General features: G+C 69.2%; 11 protein-coding genes. 7 read left to right on the forward strand and 4 right to left on the reverse strand.

The window, feature by feature from the left end; genetic code table 11:
• Positions 1-8: 8 nt before the first annotated feature.
• Positions 9-566 (reverse strand): heme-copper oxidase subunit III, encoded by a 558-nt coding sequence (locus QF046_RS00685; protein ID WP_307372607.1) that lies wholly within the window; start codon positions 564-566, stop codon positions 9-11.
• Between the two features lie 309 nt (positions 567-875).
• On the opposite strand from QF046_RS00685, the gene trpD reads away from it, so the two are divergent.
• Together trpD and QF046_RS00695 are read left to right on the forward strand one after the other, a co-directional pair.
• The gene (gene trpD, locus QF046_RS00690) at positions 876-1,940 is read left to right on the forward strand and encodes an anthranilate phosphoribosyltransferase (RefSeq protein ID WP_307365182.1); all 1,065 of its coding nucleotides are present in this window, start codon (positions 876-878) and stop codon (positions 1,938-1,940) included.
• A gap of 13 nt (positions 1,941-1,953) precedes the next feature.
• Positions 1,954-2,943 carry a PHP domain-containing protein gene (locus tag QF046_RS00695; RefSeq protein ID WP_307365184.1) on the forward strand — a complete coding sequence of 330 codons (990 nt, stop codon included), beginning with the start codon at positions 1,954-1,956 and terminating at the stop codon, positions 2,941-2,943.
• Here the strand turns inward: QF046_RS00695 and QF046_RS00700 are convergent, their stop codons facing one another.
• Positions 2,944-3,867: a 5'-3' exonuclease gene (locus QF046_RS00700; RefSeq protein WP_307365187.1), complete on the reverse strand. Its 924-nt coding sequence runs from the start codon at positions 3,865-3,867 to the stop codon at positions 2,944-2,946.
• Positions 3,868-4,065: 198 nt separating this feature from the next.
• On the opposite strand from QF046_RS00700, the gene rpsA reads away from it, so the two are divergent.
• Entirely contained in the window at positions 4,066-5,520 is a 1,455-nt protein-coding gene (gene rpsA, locus QF046_RS00705) for a 30S ribosomal protein S1 (RefSeq protein WP_307365189.1), read from the forward strand.
• 122 nt (positions 5,521-5,642) lie between these two features.
• Here rpsA and QF046_RS00710 read toward each other — a convergent pair whose 3' ends face one another.
• The gene (locus QF046_RS00710; protein WP_307365191.1) at positions 5,643-6,365 is read right to left on the reverse strand and encodes an SDR family oxidoreductase; all 723 of its coding nucleotides are present in this window, start codon (positions 6,363-6,365) and stop codon (positions 5,643-5,645) included.
• Positions 6,362-8,308 carry an FAD/NAD(P)-binding domain-containing protein gene (locus tag QF046_RS00715; RefSeq protein WP_307365193.1) on the reverse strand — a complete coding sequence of 649 codons (1,947 nt, stop codon included), beginning with the start codon at positions 8,306-8,308 and terminating at the stop codon, positions 6,362-6,364. Before QF046_RS00715 ends, QF046_RS00710 begins: the two co-directional genes overlap by 4 nt.
• Before the next feature lie 149 nt (positions 8,309-8,457).
• Here QF046_RS00715 and QF046_RS00720 point away from each other — a divergent pair, with 149 nt between their 5' ends.
• From QF046_RS00720 to QF046_RS00735, 4 genes are read left to right on the forward strand one after another with little or no spacing between them, the layout of a single operon-like run.
• Positions 8,458-9,615 (forward strand): ABC transporter substrate-binding protein, encoded by a 1,158-nt coding sequence (locus tag QF046_RS00720; protein WP_307365195.1) that lies wholly within the window; start codon positions 8,458-8,460, stop codon positions 9,613-9,615.
• A 44-nt stretch (positions 9,616-9,659) separates the two neighbouring features.
• Positions 9,660-11,603 (forward strand): ABC transporter permease, encoded by a 1,944-nt coding sequence (locus tag QF046_RS00725; protein ID WP_307365197.1) that lies wholly within the window; start codon positions 9,660-9,662, stop codon positions 11,601-11,603.
• Positions 11,600-12,478 (forward strand): ABC transporter ATP-binding protein, encoded by an 879-nt coding sequence (locus tag QF046_RS00730; protein WP_307365199.1) that lies wholly within the window; start codon positions 11,600-11,602, stop codon positions 12,476-12,478. The genes QF046_RS00725 and QF046_RS00730 overlap by 4 nt, the downstream gene beginning before the upstream one ends.
• Positions 12,475-13,206 carry an ABC transporter ATP-binding protein gene (locus QF046_RS00735; RefSeq protein ID WP_307365201.1) on the forward strand — a complete coding sequence of 244 codons (732 nt, stop codon included), beginning with the start codon at positions 12,475-12,477 and terminating at the stop codon, positions 13,204-13,206. Before QF046_RS00730 ends, QF046_RS00735 begins: the two co-directional genes overlap by 4 nt.
• Positions 13,207-13,212 lie beyond the last annotated feature (6 nt).

The raw sequence follows: 13,212 nt of genomic DNA on the forward strand, positions 1-13,212 counted from the left end.
CTCCGCTCTTATTTCAGGAAGTAGATGACGAAGAACAGGACCACCCAGACGACGTCGACGAAGTGCCAGTAGTACGACACGACGATCGAGGAGGTCGCCTCCTTGTGGCGGAAGTTCTTCACGGCGTAGGCGCGGCCGATCACGAGCACGAAGGCGATGAGACCGCCGGTGACGTGCAGGGCGTGGAATCCGGTCGTGATGTAGAACGCCGAGGCATACGAGTCGGCCGAGATCGGCAGGCCCTCCGCGACCAGCTGCGCGTACTCCCACACCTGGCCGCTGACGAAGATGGCGCCGAGGATGAAGGTGAGCCAGAACCACTCGACCATGCCCCAGCCGAACAGGCGGCGACGGCCGGCGGAGTTCACCTGGCCGCGCGCGACTCGGTAGGGCTGCAGGTCCTCAGCGGCGAAGACGCCCATCTGGCAGGTGAACGAGGACGCCACCAGGATGAGGGTGTTCACGAGCGCGTAGGGCACGTTGAGCAGTTCGGTGCGGTCGGCCCAGAGCTCCGGTGAGGTGCTGCGAAGGGTGAAGTAGATCGCGAAGAGTCCCGCGAAGAACATCACCTCGCTGCCGAGCCACACGATGGTGCCGACAGCGACCGGATTGGGGCGCTTGATGGTTCTTGCCGCCGGGGCATGCGTCGCTGAGGTGGTCACAAGTCCATTATGGCCGATTCCGCGCGCCGATTCTTGCACCACCGTGGCCCGTTTCGCTGGCCGGACACTTAGGTGCGCCTAAGAATGTCCTGCGAATACGCCGGGATCCGGGGGAATTACGCAGGTCACGCCGGAAGTGCGCGACGACGCTCGCCGGACTGAGTCCTGACATCTTCCATCGGCGCCTCTCCCGCGCGCAATAGGATCGCTGTCATGATGGACTCCCCGACCTGGCCCGATCTGCTCCTCACGCTGCTCGATCGGCAGGATCTGAGCGTGTGGGAGTCGACCTGGGCCATGCGCAAGGTCATGCAGGGCGAGGTGACGCAGGCTCAGCTGGCCGCCTTCCTCGTGGCGCTGCGCGCGAAGGGCGAGACCGTCGACGAGGTCGTGGGATTCCGCGATGCGATCCTCGAGGCCGCCGTGCCCCTTCCGGTGTCCTCCGATGTCCTCGACATCGTCGGCACGGGCGGCGACCGCGTCGGCACGGTCAACGTGTCGACCACGGCGGCGATCATCATCGGCGCGACCGGCATCCCGGTCGTCAAGCACGGGAACCGCGCAGCCAGTTCGTCCTCGGGATCATCGGACGTGCTCGCCGCGCTCGGACTGAACATCTCCCTCGACCCCGCCCGCGTGGCATCCGTGCTGGACAGGACGGGGATCACGTTCGCGTGGGCTGCGGCATTCCACCCCGGGTTCAAGCACGCCGGCGCCGTGCGTTCGGAGCTGGCCGTGCCGACGGTCTTCAACGTCCTCGGTCCGCTGTGCAACCCGGCCCGAGCCGAGGCGAACGCGGTCGGAGTCGCCCGTCTCGACCGCGTGCCGCTGATCACCGGCGTGTTCCGCACCCGCGGCGCCACGGCGCTCGTGTTCCGCGGTGACGACGGTCTGGACGAGCTCACCACGACCGGTCACAGTCGGATCTGGGAGGTCGTGCGCGGCGACATCCACGAACACGACCTCGACCCTCGAGACCTCGGCATCCCGCTCGCCGATCTCGCCGACCTCATCGGCGGCTCGCCCGAGCACAACGCGCGCATCCTGCGCAGGACGCTGGAGGGCGAGAAGGGCGCGGTGCGCGACATCGTGCTGCTGAACGCCGCCGCCGGCATCGTCTCCTACGAGCTTTCGCACGATGCGACCCTCACGCAGCAGCCCATCGTCGAGCGTCTGCGCGTCGCGTACGAGCGTGCCGGCGCGGCCATCGACGACGGTCGCGCGGTCGCCAAGCTCGACGACTGGATCAGCGCCACGCAGGACACGACCGGGGCCTGATCGGCGCTCTCTCATGGATGCCGTCGCCGCGCTGCTGGAGATCGCCGGTCTGCTGGAGCGCGAGCGCGCCTCTCGGTACCGCGCCAAGGCGTTCCGGCAGGCGGCAGCCGTGCTCAGCGGTCTTCCGGAGCAGATCGTGCGGGACCCGTCGCGCCTGCGCGAGCAGAAGGGCATCGGCTCCTCGACGTTCGAGGTGATCCGGCAGGCCCAGCAGGGGCGAGTGCCCGACTACCTGGTCGAGCTGCGCGGTGTCGTGGAGCCCGAGGTGGCATCCGCACTGCGCCCGCTGCTGCGCGGGGATCTGCACAGTCACACCGACTGGTCCGATGGCACGACTTCGATCGAGACGATGGTGCAGGCCGCGCGGGAACTGGGCCACGGATACCTGGCGATCACAGACCACTCGCCGCGCCTGCGCGTGGCGCGGGGGCTGTCCGCCGAGCGGCTGCGCGAGCAGATCCCACTGGTGCGCGCGCAGTCGGGTTCGGGGCTGACGGTGCTCGCCGGCATCGAGGTCGACATCCTGGACGACGGCGGGCTGGATCAGCATCCGGACCTGCTCGCCGAGCTCGACGTCGTGGTGGCCTCCGTGCACTCCAAGCTGCGGATGGACTCGGCGCCGATGACGAGGCGGATGATCGCCGCGGTGTCGGATCCGCACGTGAATGTCCTCGGTCACTGCACGGGGCGACTCGTGCAGGGGGAGCGGGGCACGCGACCGGCATCCGAGTTCGACGCCCGAGTCGTCTTCGCGGCCTGCGCCGAGAACGGCGTCGCGGTGGAGATCAACTCCCGGCCCGAGCGACAGGATCCGCCCGACGATCTCATCGCGATCGCTCTGGAGGAGGGATGCCTGTTCTCCATCGACTCCGACGCGCACGCGCCCGGTCAGCTCTCCCTGCTCGACCATGGCGCGGTGAGAGCAGAAGCCGCCGGCGTGCCCGCGGACCGGATCGTCACCACCTGGGGGACGGACCGCCTGCGCGCGTGGGCGAAGGACTGATCAGGCGACGGATGCCAGCGCTGCGAGCGCCCGCGTCATGGAGGAGCCGAGGTTCCACTTCTCGGCGAGCGCGCCCGCGGCATCCGCTTCGGCCGGGTCCAGCGCGCGCACCCGCGTGCCCGGCGCAGTGATGTCGAGATCCGTCGCGACGCGGACCACGGTGGGTGCGACGTCCAGATAATCAGAAGCTTCGGCGAAGCGGGCGGATGCCGCCGCGCTGAGCTGTCCGCTCGCGGCCGCCTGCCGGATGCCGTCCAGATCGCCGTGCGCCAGCAGCAGCGTCGCCGCGGACTTCTCGCCCACGCCCTTCACTCCGGGCAGCCCGTCGGAGGCGTCGCCGCGCAGGGTGGCGAAGTCGGCGTACTGCGCGGGCAGCACGCCGTACTTGGCGACGAGCGTCGCATCCGTCACCATCTCCAGGTTGCTCATGCCGCGCGCGGTGTAGATGAGGCGCACGTCGCGCGCATCGTCCACGAGCTGGAACAGGTCCCGGTCGCCGGTGACGATGTCCACGGGAAGGGTGGCCTTCGTGGCGAGGGTGCCGATGACGTCGTCGGCCTCGTGCTCGGCCACGCCGATGATCGGGATGCCGACGGCGCCGAGCGCCGCGCGGATCAGCGGGATCTGCTGCGCGAGGGGATCAGGGGTCTCTTCGACATCCGGCCCGCTCTCCACCTCTTCGACCACGCGATGCGCCTTGTAGCTGGGGATGAGGTCCACGCGCCACTGCGGGCGCCAGTCGTCGTCCCAACAGGCGATGATCTCGGTCGGCTGGTACAGCGTGACGAGCTTGGCGATGATGTCGAGCAGACCGCGCACCGCGTTCACGGAGGATCCGTCCGGAGCCTTCACCTTGTCGGGCACTCCGTAGAAGGCGCGGAAGTAGAGGCTGGCGGTGTCGAGCAGCATCAGACGTTCGGTCACGGGCTCAGCCTAGACATCGAAAGCGGGACGGCGGCATCGGAGTCCCGATGGGCGGCGGAATCTGATAATCTGAAGTGTCACTTCTGGGCGAGCATCCGCATGCCTTCGTGACATCGCATTCCAATCCATTCGCCTCGGCACATCCCGGCATGCCGGCAGCCGAGGCCTGAGCTTCCATTTACAAGGACAACCCACTACATGACTAGCGCAACGACCGCCCCGGCCACCAAGCAGGTCGCGATCAACGACATCGGATCTGCTGAGGACTTCCTGGCCGCGGTCGAGAAGACCCTGAAGTTCTTCAACGACGGCGACATCATCGAGGGCACGATCGTCAAGATCGACCGCGATGAGGTTCTGCTCGACGTCGGATACAAGACCGAGGGCGTCATCCCCTCGCGTGAGCTCTCCATCAAGCACGACGTGGACCCCAACGAGGTCGTCGCCGTCGGTGACCTGGTCGAGGCACTCGTTCTCCAGAAGGAGGACAAGGAAGGCCGTCTGATCCTCTCCAAGAAGCGTGCGCAGTACGAGCGCGCCTGGGGAGACGTCGAGAAGATCAAGGAGAACGACGGCGTCGTCACCGGCACCGTCATCGAGGTCGTCAAGGGCGGTCTCATCGTCGACATCGGCCTGCGCGGCTTCCTGCCCGCCTCGCTCATCGAGCTGCGTCGTGTCCGCGACCTCACCCCCTACCTGGGTCAGGAGATCGAGGCGAAGATCCTCGAGCTGGACAAGAACCGCAACAACGTCGTCCTGAGCCGCCGCGCGCTGCTCGAGCAGACGCAGTCGGAGTCGCGCTCGAACTTCCTCAACAACCTGCACAAGGGCCAGGTCCGCAAGGGCCAGGTCTCCTCGATCGTCAACTTCGGTGCGTTCGTCGACCTGGGCGGCGTGGACGGCCTCGTGCACGTCTCCGAGCTGTCCTGGAAGCACATCGAGCACGCCAGCGAGGTCGTCGAGGTCGGCCAGGAGGTCACCGTCGAGATCCTCGAGGTGGACCTGGACCGCGAGCGCGTCTCCCTGTCGCTGAAGGCGACGCAGGAGGACCCGTGGCAGGTCTTCGCCCGTACGCACGCGATCGGCCAGATCGCAGCGGGCAAGGTCACCAAGCTCGTCCCGTTCGGTGCGTTCGTGCGCGTCGCAGACGGCATCGAGGGCCTCGTGCACATCTCGGAGCTCTCCAGCAAGCACGTCGAGCTGGCCGAGCAGGTCGTCTCGGTGGGCGAAGAGGTCTTCGTCAAGGTCATCGACATCGACCTCGAGCGTCGCCGCATCTCGCTGTCGCTCAAGCAGGCCAACGAGGCGGTCGACCCCAACGGCACCGAGTTCGACCCGGCACTGTACGGCATGCTCGCCGAGTACGACGAGAACGGCGAGTACAAGTACCCGGAGGGCTTCGACGCCGAGACCGGTGTCTGGAAGGAAGGCTTCGACACTCAGCGCGAGGCATGGGAGCAGGAGTACGCCGCTGCTCAGGCTCGCTGGGAGGCTCACAAGCTCGCTGTCGCCAAGGCCGCCGAGGCCGAGGCCGCTGCCGGAGACGATTTCGCTGCGGCGCAGTCGTTCACCAGCGACTCGGGTGCAGGCACCCTTGCCGACGACGAGGCTCTCGCGGCTCTGCGCGAGAAGCTCTCGGGCGGCAACGCGTAAGCATCACTGCAGCAGGAACGGGTCGTCGCCTTCGGGCGGCGGCCCGTTCCGCGTCTCCGGGCGAATCGACACTCGGATGACGCGCAGCGGGCGTCCACGGCTCGGTCCCGGGCGCTGCCGGCTCAGAGTCGGGCGATCTCCTGGCGCGGACGCACGGCGATGTCGGTGAGGTGCACGTCGGCGGGCGCGTCGACCACGAACCTCACGACCTCCGCGATGGATTGAGGACGGATGTACCGCTCCGAGTCATAGGCATCCGCGGGCAGCATCGCCCGCAGCATCCGGGTGTCCGTCTGACCGGGCGCGATCGTCACGACCCGGATGCGATACGGCTCCTCATCGATGCGCAGCACATCGGCCAGCCCGCGAAGGGCGTGCTTGGCGGCGGTGTAGACGGCGGACCCCGCCACGGGGCGGGTGCTCGCACCGGACCCCACGAAGACGACCGTTCCCTGCGCGGTGCGCAGCAGAGGCAGCGTCAGACGGGTCAACTCCGCGGGCGCGACGACGTCGACGTCGAAATGCGCGCGCCAGTCAGCCACAGTGGCATTCTCGACGGACAGCGGGCGGGCGATGGCCGCCGCGTGCACGAGCACGTCCAGTCGCGTCAGTCCCGCCGCGAGGCCGGCGATCGCGGACGGATCCGCGAGATCGACGGGTGCGGTCGTGCATCCGGTCTCGGCGTTCAGCGACGCGAGCGCCTGCCCGTCGCGCCCGACGGCGATCACGGTGTGCGTCGAGGACAGCGCCCGGACGATCTCGGACCCCATGCCGCCGGACGCGCCGGTGACGAGAGCGACGGGACGCTGCGCCTCGGGAGGGCGCGTTTCGGTGAGTGCGGTCATGCGGGAATCCTCCTGGGGGAATTGCGCCGGGCGCACTGCAGCACGTCGAGCGCGCTGCGCGCCACACGGTCGGTCTCACGCAGCATGGTCGGGTCGGTGCGCGGCATCGGGCTGATGATCGCGTCGTGCATCGTCTCGTCGATCGGGATGCCGGCGATGTGCACGCGCGCGTCGATGCTCCCATCACGGTGGATGAGGCGCCCACTGGCGGGATCGACGTCGAATCCGCCGGTGGCGGCGGTTCCACCCTCGCGCGTGGGGATGCGGAAGGCGCGCGCCCTCCCGGCATCCGTCAACGACCGCGTCAGCGGGTCGGCGCTGTCGTCGACGTCGTGGAAGTGCATCCACGCGTCCAGTAGCGCTTTCGCGGTGACCTTCGAGCCCCGCACCGTCGGGGACCCGGCCTGGAACGCGCCGTCTTCGACGGCCACGGTGGCCGCGGGGCCGAGGAACCGGACCAGCCCAGCCTCGATCAGCGCCAGCAGCTGACGATTGCGGAACGCGGGCGGACCCGACCCGACCGTGCCGCCGAACGCGTGCAGCAGCCGGAATCCGCTCGCGCGCGACTCCGCATCGAATCCGCCGAACGACCCGATCAGGCTCGTCGGCTGACGCGCGGAGCCGAGCGACCACAGCCCCGCCTTCAGCGGACTGTCCGCGCCGCGCTCCGCTTCCGCCAGATCGGATGCCACGAACTCCCGCACCCATGCGTCGAATGCGTCCGGGGTCGGGAAGACCCGAGGAGCGGGGAACAGCAGTTCCGCGAGTGGGAACCGATCGTCCGGATCGGCGACCACGAGGTCCGCCACCTGCTGCACGGCCCTGACCACCGCATCCAGCGGCCCATCCGGCGGCACGGCGGCCTCCGTGATGGTCCGCTGCGCCTGCTCCCAGGTGACGGTCACGGCATCCGGCCGGATGCGGTGCAGCGTCTCGTAATACGCCAGGAAGGCGTCCTTGATGACGAGCGGCCAGATCCGACGGTCGAAGTCGATGGGGCGGGGCACCGTCGCCCAGTCGACCGCGCGGAGCAGGCGCTGCGGCGAGGCGGGCGGCAACGACCCGTACAGGCTCTTCGCCCGATACGGCAGCCCGCGGTGCGAGGTGACGTGCAGCACCGGTTCCCGCCCAGAGGCGTCGTAGCGCAGGCCGCCCGGCGCGTCGACGTCGGCGATGAAGCGCCCGCCGCGGCCGATGGTGAGGAGGGCCATGGCGTCGAAGAAACCCATGCCGAGCCCGCGCACGATCACCGGCGCGCGGTCGGGGATCCGATCCAGCTGCTGCTCGACCGGATTGTCCGGGCGCACCCAGATCAGTGCGGGATCCGCCGCGGTCGCGCGCAGCAGGCGCTGCTCCTCAGCGGTGTCGCCGCGCGGCATCCACCCGGTCGCGGCGATCACGGCATCCGCGATGAGCGTCGTGCCGTCGCCGAGGATGACCGCATCCGCGCCGTCCTGCTCGCGGATTCCCACCACCCGTGCCAGGTGCGGGACGACGGTGATCGTCGGCGGCAGGGAAGCGAGTGCGTGCGCCAGGCACCAGCGGATGTACTCGCCGTACAGAGCGCGGCTGGGATGCGACTCCGGACGAAGGTCTGCCAGCTCCGCGCGGAACGACTCCGCGACATCCGGGCTGTCCCCGCCGTCGCGCACCAGCAGGCACCACTCGTACAGATTCGGCCCCGGGCGGACCGGCCCCGCCACAGTGCTCGCCTCGTCGGTGAACAGCGTCACGGCGGCGGCGAGCGTGTTCATGCACAGCTCCCGCGTCTGATCCGTGCGCCAGACGCGACCCGCGCCGATCTCGGTGTCGTCGATGAGGTGCACCACGAGCTCGCCGACGCCCTCGAACTCCGCCGCGCTCGCGCCGATGCGCTCCAGGAGCGAGACACCACGCGGCCCCGCGCCCACGATGACGAGCACGGCACGATCGGGGGAGAGCATACCTACAGGTATATCGTCGTCGCCGCGAACGCGGCTCTCGACGCCCCGCGTATGAAGCCGTGTTACGGGCGGATGCCGACCGACCCCCGGAAAGGGGAAACATGGAGCCGGGCGCGGACCGCGCCGATACACGTACCCGGGAGCATTTCATGCACAAGACGTTCAGGTTCGTCGGACTGGCAGCACTGACCGCAGTCGCGCTGGCGGTCACCGCGTGCGCGCCCGCAGATGCCGGTGCGGCCGGTGCGGGGGACGACTCGTCTCCGATCGTCTTCGGTGTGTCGGGGCCCCTGACGGGGAACCAGGCCGAGTACGGCAAGAACTGGCAGGAGGGCTTCGAGATCGCCCTCGACGAGATCAACGATGCCGGCGGTGTGAACGGCCGGCCCATCGAGCTCGACTTCCAGGACAGCCAGGGCGAGGCCAGCCAGGCGACCACCATCGCGCAGCGATTCGTGTCGGACGACTCGGTGCTCGCCGTGATCGGCGACTTCTCCTCGGCGACGTCCATGGTCGCGAGCCCCCTGTACCAGCGCGGCGGCGTGCTGCAGCTGGGCATCACGAACTCGCACCCCGATTTCACCACCACCGGCGACTACATCTTCAGCCCCAGCATCACGCAGGAGGCGGAGGCCGTCGAGATCGAGGACGCCGCGCACGAGCAGGGTTCGAAGATCGCGATATTCAACCTGAACACCGACTGGGGCAACACCGCACTCGAGATCCTCAAGGCTGAGGCGAAGAAGAACGGCGACGAGATCGTCTTCCAGGCTCCGGTGGAGGAGGCATCCACCGACTTCAAGCCGCAGCTCCTCAAGGCGCGCGACGCGAAGCCGGATGTCGTGATCTTCTACACCTACTACTCGACCACCGCGCTGCTCGTGAAGCAGGCGCAGAAGGTGGGCCTCACCGACGTGCCGTTCATCGGCGTCGGATCCAACTACTCGCAGGAGTTCCTCGAGCTGGCGGGCCCCGCCGCCGAGGGCTTCGTCGTGGACACCAGCTTCTACGACGGCTCGACGGAACCCGACGTGCAGAAGTTCGTCACCTCCTACGCGGAGAAGTTCGGTCACAAGCCCAACCTGTTCGCCGCGTACGCCTACGACGGACTGAAGCAGCTGGCCTGGGCCGCCGAGCACGCGAAGAAGCTCGATCGCGCCGGCATCCGTGATGCCCTGCGCGACGGCGAGGAGATCCCCTCGATCATCTACGGACCGTTCGCATACGCGGAGGACCGTCGCGTCGCGGCGCCGCCGTTCTCCTGGCTGACCGTCACGGACGGGGAGTTCACGCTCGCCGCGGAGTAGGCACCGGAGGCTCCGCTCGAACCCCACTGCTCGAAGGAAGTCCTGTGCTCGATCTCTTCTTGGCCGGCCTCATCAACGGCAACGCCTATGCGCTGGTCGCGCTCGGACTGTCGTTGGTGATCGGCGTGGCGAACGTCGTCAACTTCGCGCACGGTTCGCTGTTCGCCATCGGAGCGATGGTGGGCTGGTTCGTCACCTCCGCACTCGGACTGCCGCTGTGGCTGGGGGCGCTCGCCGCGGTCCTCGTCACGGCGGCGATCGGATATCTCATCAACCTCGTCGCAGTGCGCCCCTTCGCAGGCAGAGCGCCCATCGCGGCCGTGCTGTCGACCATCGCCGTGATGATCGTGCTCGACAACCTCACCCAGACGATCTTCGGCCCGCAGGTGCGGCCGTTCGACACCGGTCTGCCCGAGGTGTCGTTCACCGTCGCCGGCGTCTCGTTCGGCATCATCGATTTGATCATCCTCGGAACGACGCTCACGCTGATGGTCGTGCTCGCGCTCGGCCTGCGGTACACGAAGATCGGTCGCGCAGTGCGCGCCACCGCGCAGGACAGGGAGGCCGCGGCGCAGATGGGTGTGCCGGTCGCCCGGGTGCAGTCCCTCGCCTTCATGGTCGCCTCGGGCCTCGGGGGACTCGCCGGCGTACTGGTCGCCGCCTACTTCACCACGATCGCGCCGACGCAGGGGTTCCAGGCCGGTCTCGCCGGAATCGCCGCGGCGACCCTCGGCGGGCTCGGATCGCTCGTCGGAGCCGTCGTCGGCGGGCTGCTGCTGGGCGTGCTGGAGTCGTTCGGCGTCGGCATGTGGGGAGATCCCGCGCGCTCGCTGATCACGTTCGGCGTGCTGCTGCTCGTGCTGTGGATCCGGCCGCAGGGTCTGTTCGGTGCGCGCACCGTCGCCCGCGAGCCGCTCACCGGCACGTTCTTCGCGCAGGCGAAGCCGCTTGCGATGCGACGCTGGCAGGTCGCGGTGCTCATCGTGCTGTCGGTGATCCCCGCGATCCCCGGGCTGCTCGACGGCTACGCCTCGCAGGTCGGCGTGCAGGTGCTCGCATTCGCCATGATCGCCCTGTCGATGACGGTGATCGGCGGCGCTGCCGGGCAGCTCTCGCTCGGGCAGGCGGGCCCGGTCGCGCTCGGCGCGTACTGCGCGGCGCTGCTGACCAAGAACCTGGGCTGGTCGTTCCTGCCGTCCGCGCTCGTCGCCGGTCTGTTCGCGGCGGTGCTGGTCACGCTGCTGGCGGCACCGTCGTGGCGGCTCTCCGGGCACTACCCGGCCATCGCGACGCTGGCGACCGGCGCTGCCATCTCCGCGTTGATCCTCGTGGCCGCCCCCATCACGGGCGGCGGCAGCGGCTTCTCGCTGATCCCGCTCCCGGACGTGTTCGGCATCCAGCTCAGCAGCCCGACCGAGCTGTACGCGCTGGGACTCGGGATGCTGCTCCTGCTGGTCCTGCTCGTGCACCGGCTGGACCGTTCTCACCTCGGCCGGTACTGGCGTGCGACACGGGATGACGAGGTCGCCGCCCGCTCGGCCGGCATCGCGACACCGCAGTACACCTCGCTCGCGTTCGGGATCGGCGGGTTCATCGCGGGCGTCGCGGGCGCGTTCTGGTCGGCCGAGTTCGGATTCCTCGACCCCAAGATCTTCAGCCCGAACCTCTCCTTCCAGATCGTGATCATCGCCGTGCTCGGCAGCATGCTCCGCCCGTTCGGGGCGATCCTCGGCTCGGTGATCATGGTGGGCGGGCTCGAGCTGTTCCGTGCGGCGTCTGAGACCCGGCTGCTCGTCTACGGCATCGTGCTGCTCCTGCTCGTCCGCTTCCGGCCTCAGGGGCTGTGGACGCACCCGCTGCCGTTCGCTGCGCTGTGGCGCCGCCTGCGCGGTGCGCCGGACCGATCCGAGCACCAGGACCCGCCGACCGGCGAGGTGCCCGTGCTCGCGGGCACACTGTCCCCCGCGACGAAGGAGGCCCGCTCATGACGCGCGTGCTCGAGGTGCGGGGACTCAGCCGCTCCTTCGGCGCGGTGCGCGCCGTCGGCGGAACGGACTTCCACGTCGACGAGGGCGAAGTGGTCAGCATCATCGGCCCGAACGGCTCGGGCAAGACGACCACCATCAACCTCCTCACCGGCGAGCTCCGCCCCGATGGCGGCACCGTCCGCTACCGCGGCGAAGACGTCACCGGGCGCAGCGCCGACGTGGTGGCGCGTCGCGGCATCCGGCGCACGTTCCAGAACGGTCGGGTGTTCGCGAACGCCACGGTCGCCGAGAACGTGCTCGTCGGCCAGGTGCCCCTGGTCCGCGCCGCATCGCCCCTGCCCGGACTGCGCGGCATCCCCGTGCTGCGCTGGGTCGCGCTCGTCGCCGAGACCCTGGCCGCGGTCGTGGGCAGCCCCGCGCTGCGCCGGGAGCAGGCGGCCATGGAGGAGCGGGTCGGAGCCCAGCTCGCCCGCTTCGCGACCCGCCTCGGACCGCGCCGCGACCACGCCGCCTGGACCCTGTCGTACGCGAACCGGCGACGCACGGAGATCGCCCGGGCGCTCGCCTCCGAGCCGGGCCTGCTGCTCCTGGACGAGCCGACCGCCGGCATGAACACCGCCGAGACCGCCGAGGTCATGCATCAGCTCCTGGAGCTGAAGGCCCAGGGGCAGACGATGATCCTCGTCGAGCACAAGCTCGACCTCGTCATGACCGTCTCGGATCGCGTGGTCGTCATGGACGGCGGCGTGATCATCGCCGACGGGACGCCGGCCGAGGTGCAGAACGACGAGCGTGTGATCGCGGCGTACCTCGGCAGCCGCCGCGGGCGGACCGCCGCCGATCGAGCCGCGGATGCGGGGGAGGAGACCTCATGACTGAGCCGCTGCTGGACGTGCGCGGTGTGGATGTGCACTACGGCGAGTTCAAGGCCCTGCAGAACGTGAGCTATTCGATCGGGCAGGGCGAGATCGTCTCGCTGCTCGGCGGGAACGCGTGCGGCAAGTCGACGACGATGAAGACGATCCTGCGCCTGGTGAAACCGACTGCCGGTGAGATCCTGTTCGACGGGCGCAGCATCCTGAACGACTCGACGGCCGACGTCATCCGAGGCGGCATCGCGAGCGTTCCCGAGGCGCGTCGGGTGTTCCCGGAGATGACCGTGGAGGACAACCTCCTCGTCGGCGCGCACACGCGACGCGGCTCGACCCGCGCGCTTCGCGAGGATCTGGACGCGCAGTTCCAGCTGTTCCCCCGTCTCGCCGAGCGTCGGCGTCAGGCCGCGGGGACGCTGTCCGGCGGGGAGCAGCAGATGCTCGCATTCGCCCGCGCCCTGATGTCGCGCCCGAAGCTCATCTGCATGGATGAGCCGACCATGGGGCTCGCACCCATCATCGTCGACCAGGTGCTGGACGCCATCCAGCGCATGAACCGGGAGCTCGGCATCGCGGTGTTCATGGTCGAGCAGGCCGCCGAGCTCGCACTGTCGATCGCGCATCGCGGGTACGTGCTCGTCAACGGCGAGGTGCGGATGCAGGGCACCGCAGCCGAGCTGCTCGCCGATCCCCGCATCCGCGAGGCCTACCTGGGCGTCTCGGCCGCCTGATCCCCC

It is taken from the genome of Microbacterium sp. W4I4, from assembly GCF_030816235.1.
GTDB lineage: Bacteria > Actinomycetota > Actinomycetes > Actinomycetales > Microbacteriaceae > Microbacterium.

Coding starts and splice junctions, on each gene's coding strand:
- QF046_RS00685 (WP_307372607.1), bottom strand. CDS start 566: ATGTTCTTCGCGGGACTCTTCGCGATCTACTTCACCCTTCGCAGCACC.
- trpD (WP_307365182.1), top strand. CDS start 876: ATGATGGACTCCCCGACCTGGCCCGATCTGCTCCTCACGCTGCTCGAT.
- QF046_RS00695 (WP_307365184.1), top strand. CDS start 1,954: ATGGATGCCGTCGCCGCGCTGCTGGAGATCGCCGGTCTGCTGGAGCGC.
- rpsA (WP_307365189.1), top strand. CDS start 4,066: ATGACTAGCGCAACGACCGCCCCGGCCACCAAGCAGGTCGCGATCAAC.
- QF046_RS00710 (WP_307365191.1), bottom strand. CDS start 6,365: ATGACCGCACTCACCGAAACGCGCCCTCCCGAGGCGCAGCGTCCCGTC.
- QF046_RS00715 (WP_307365193.1), bottom strand. CDS start 8,308: ATGCTCTCCCCCGATCGTGCCGTGCTCGTCATCGTGGGCGCGGGGCCG.
- QF046_RS00720 (WP_307365195.1), top strand. CDS start 8,458: ATGCACAAGACGTTCAGGTTCGTCGGACTGGCAGCACTGACCGCAGTC.
- QF046_RS00730 (WP_307365199.1), top strand. CDS start 11,600: ATGACGCGCGTGCTCGAGGTGCGGGGACTCAGCCGCTCCTTCGGCGCG.
- QF046_RS00735 (WP_307365201.1), top strand. CDS start 12,475: ATGACTGAGCCGCTGCTGGACGTGCGCGGTGTGGATGTGCACTACGGC.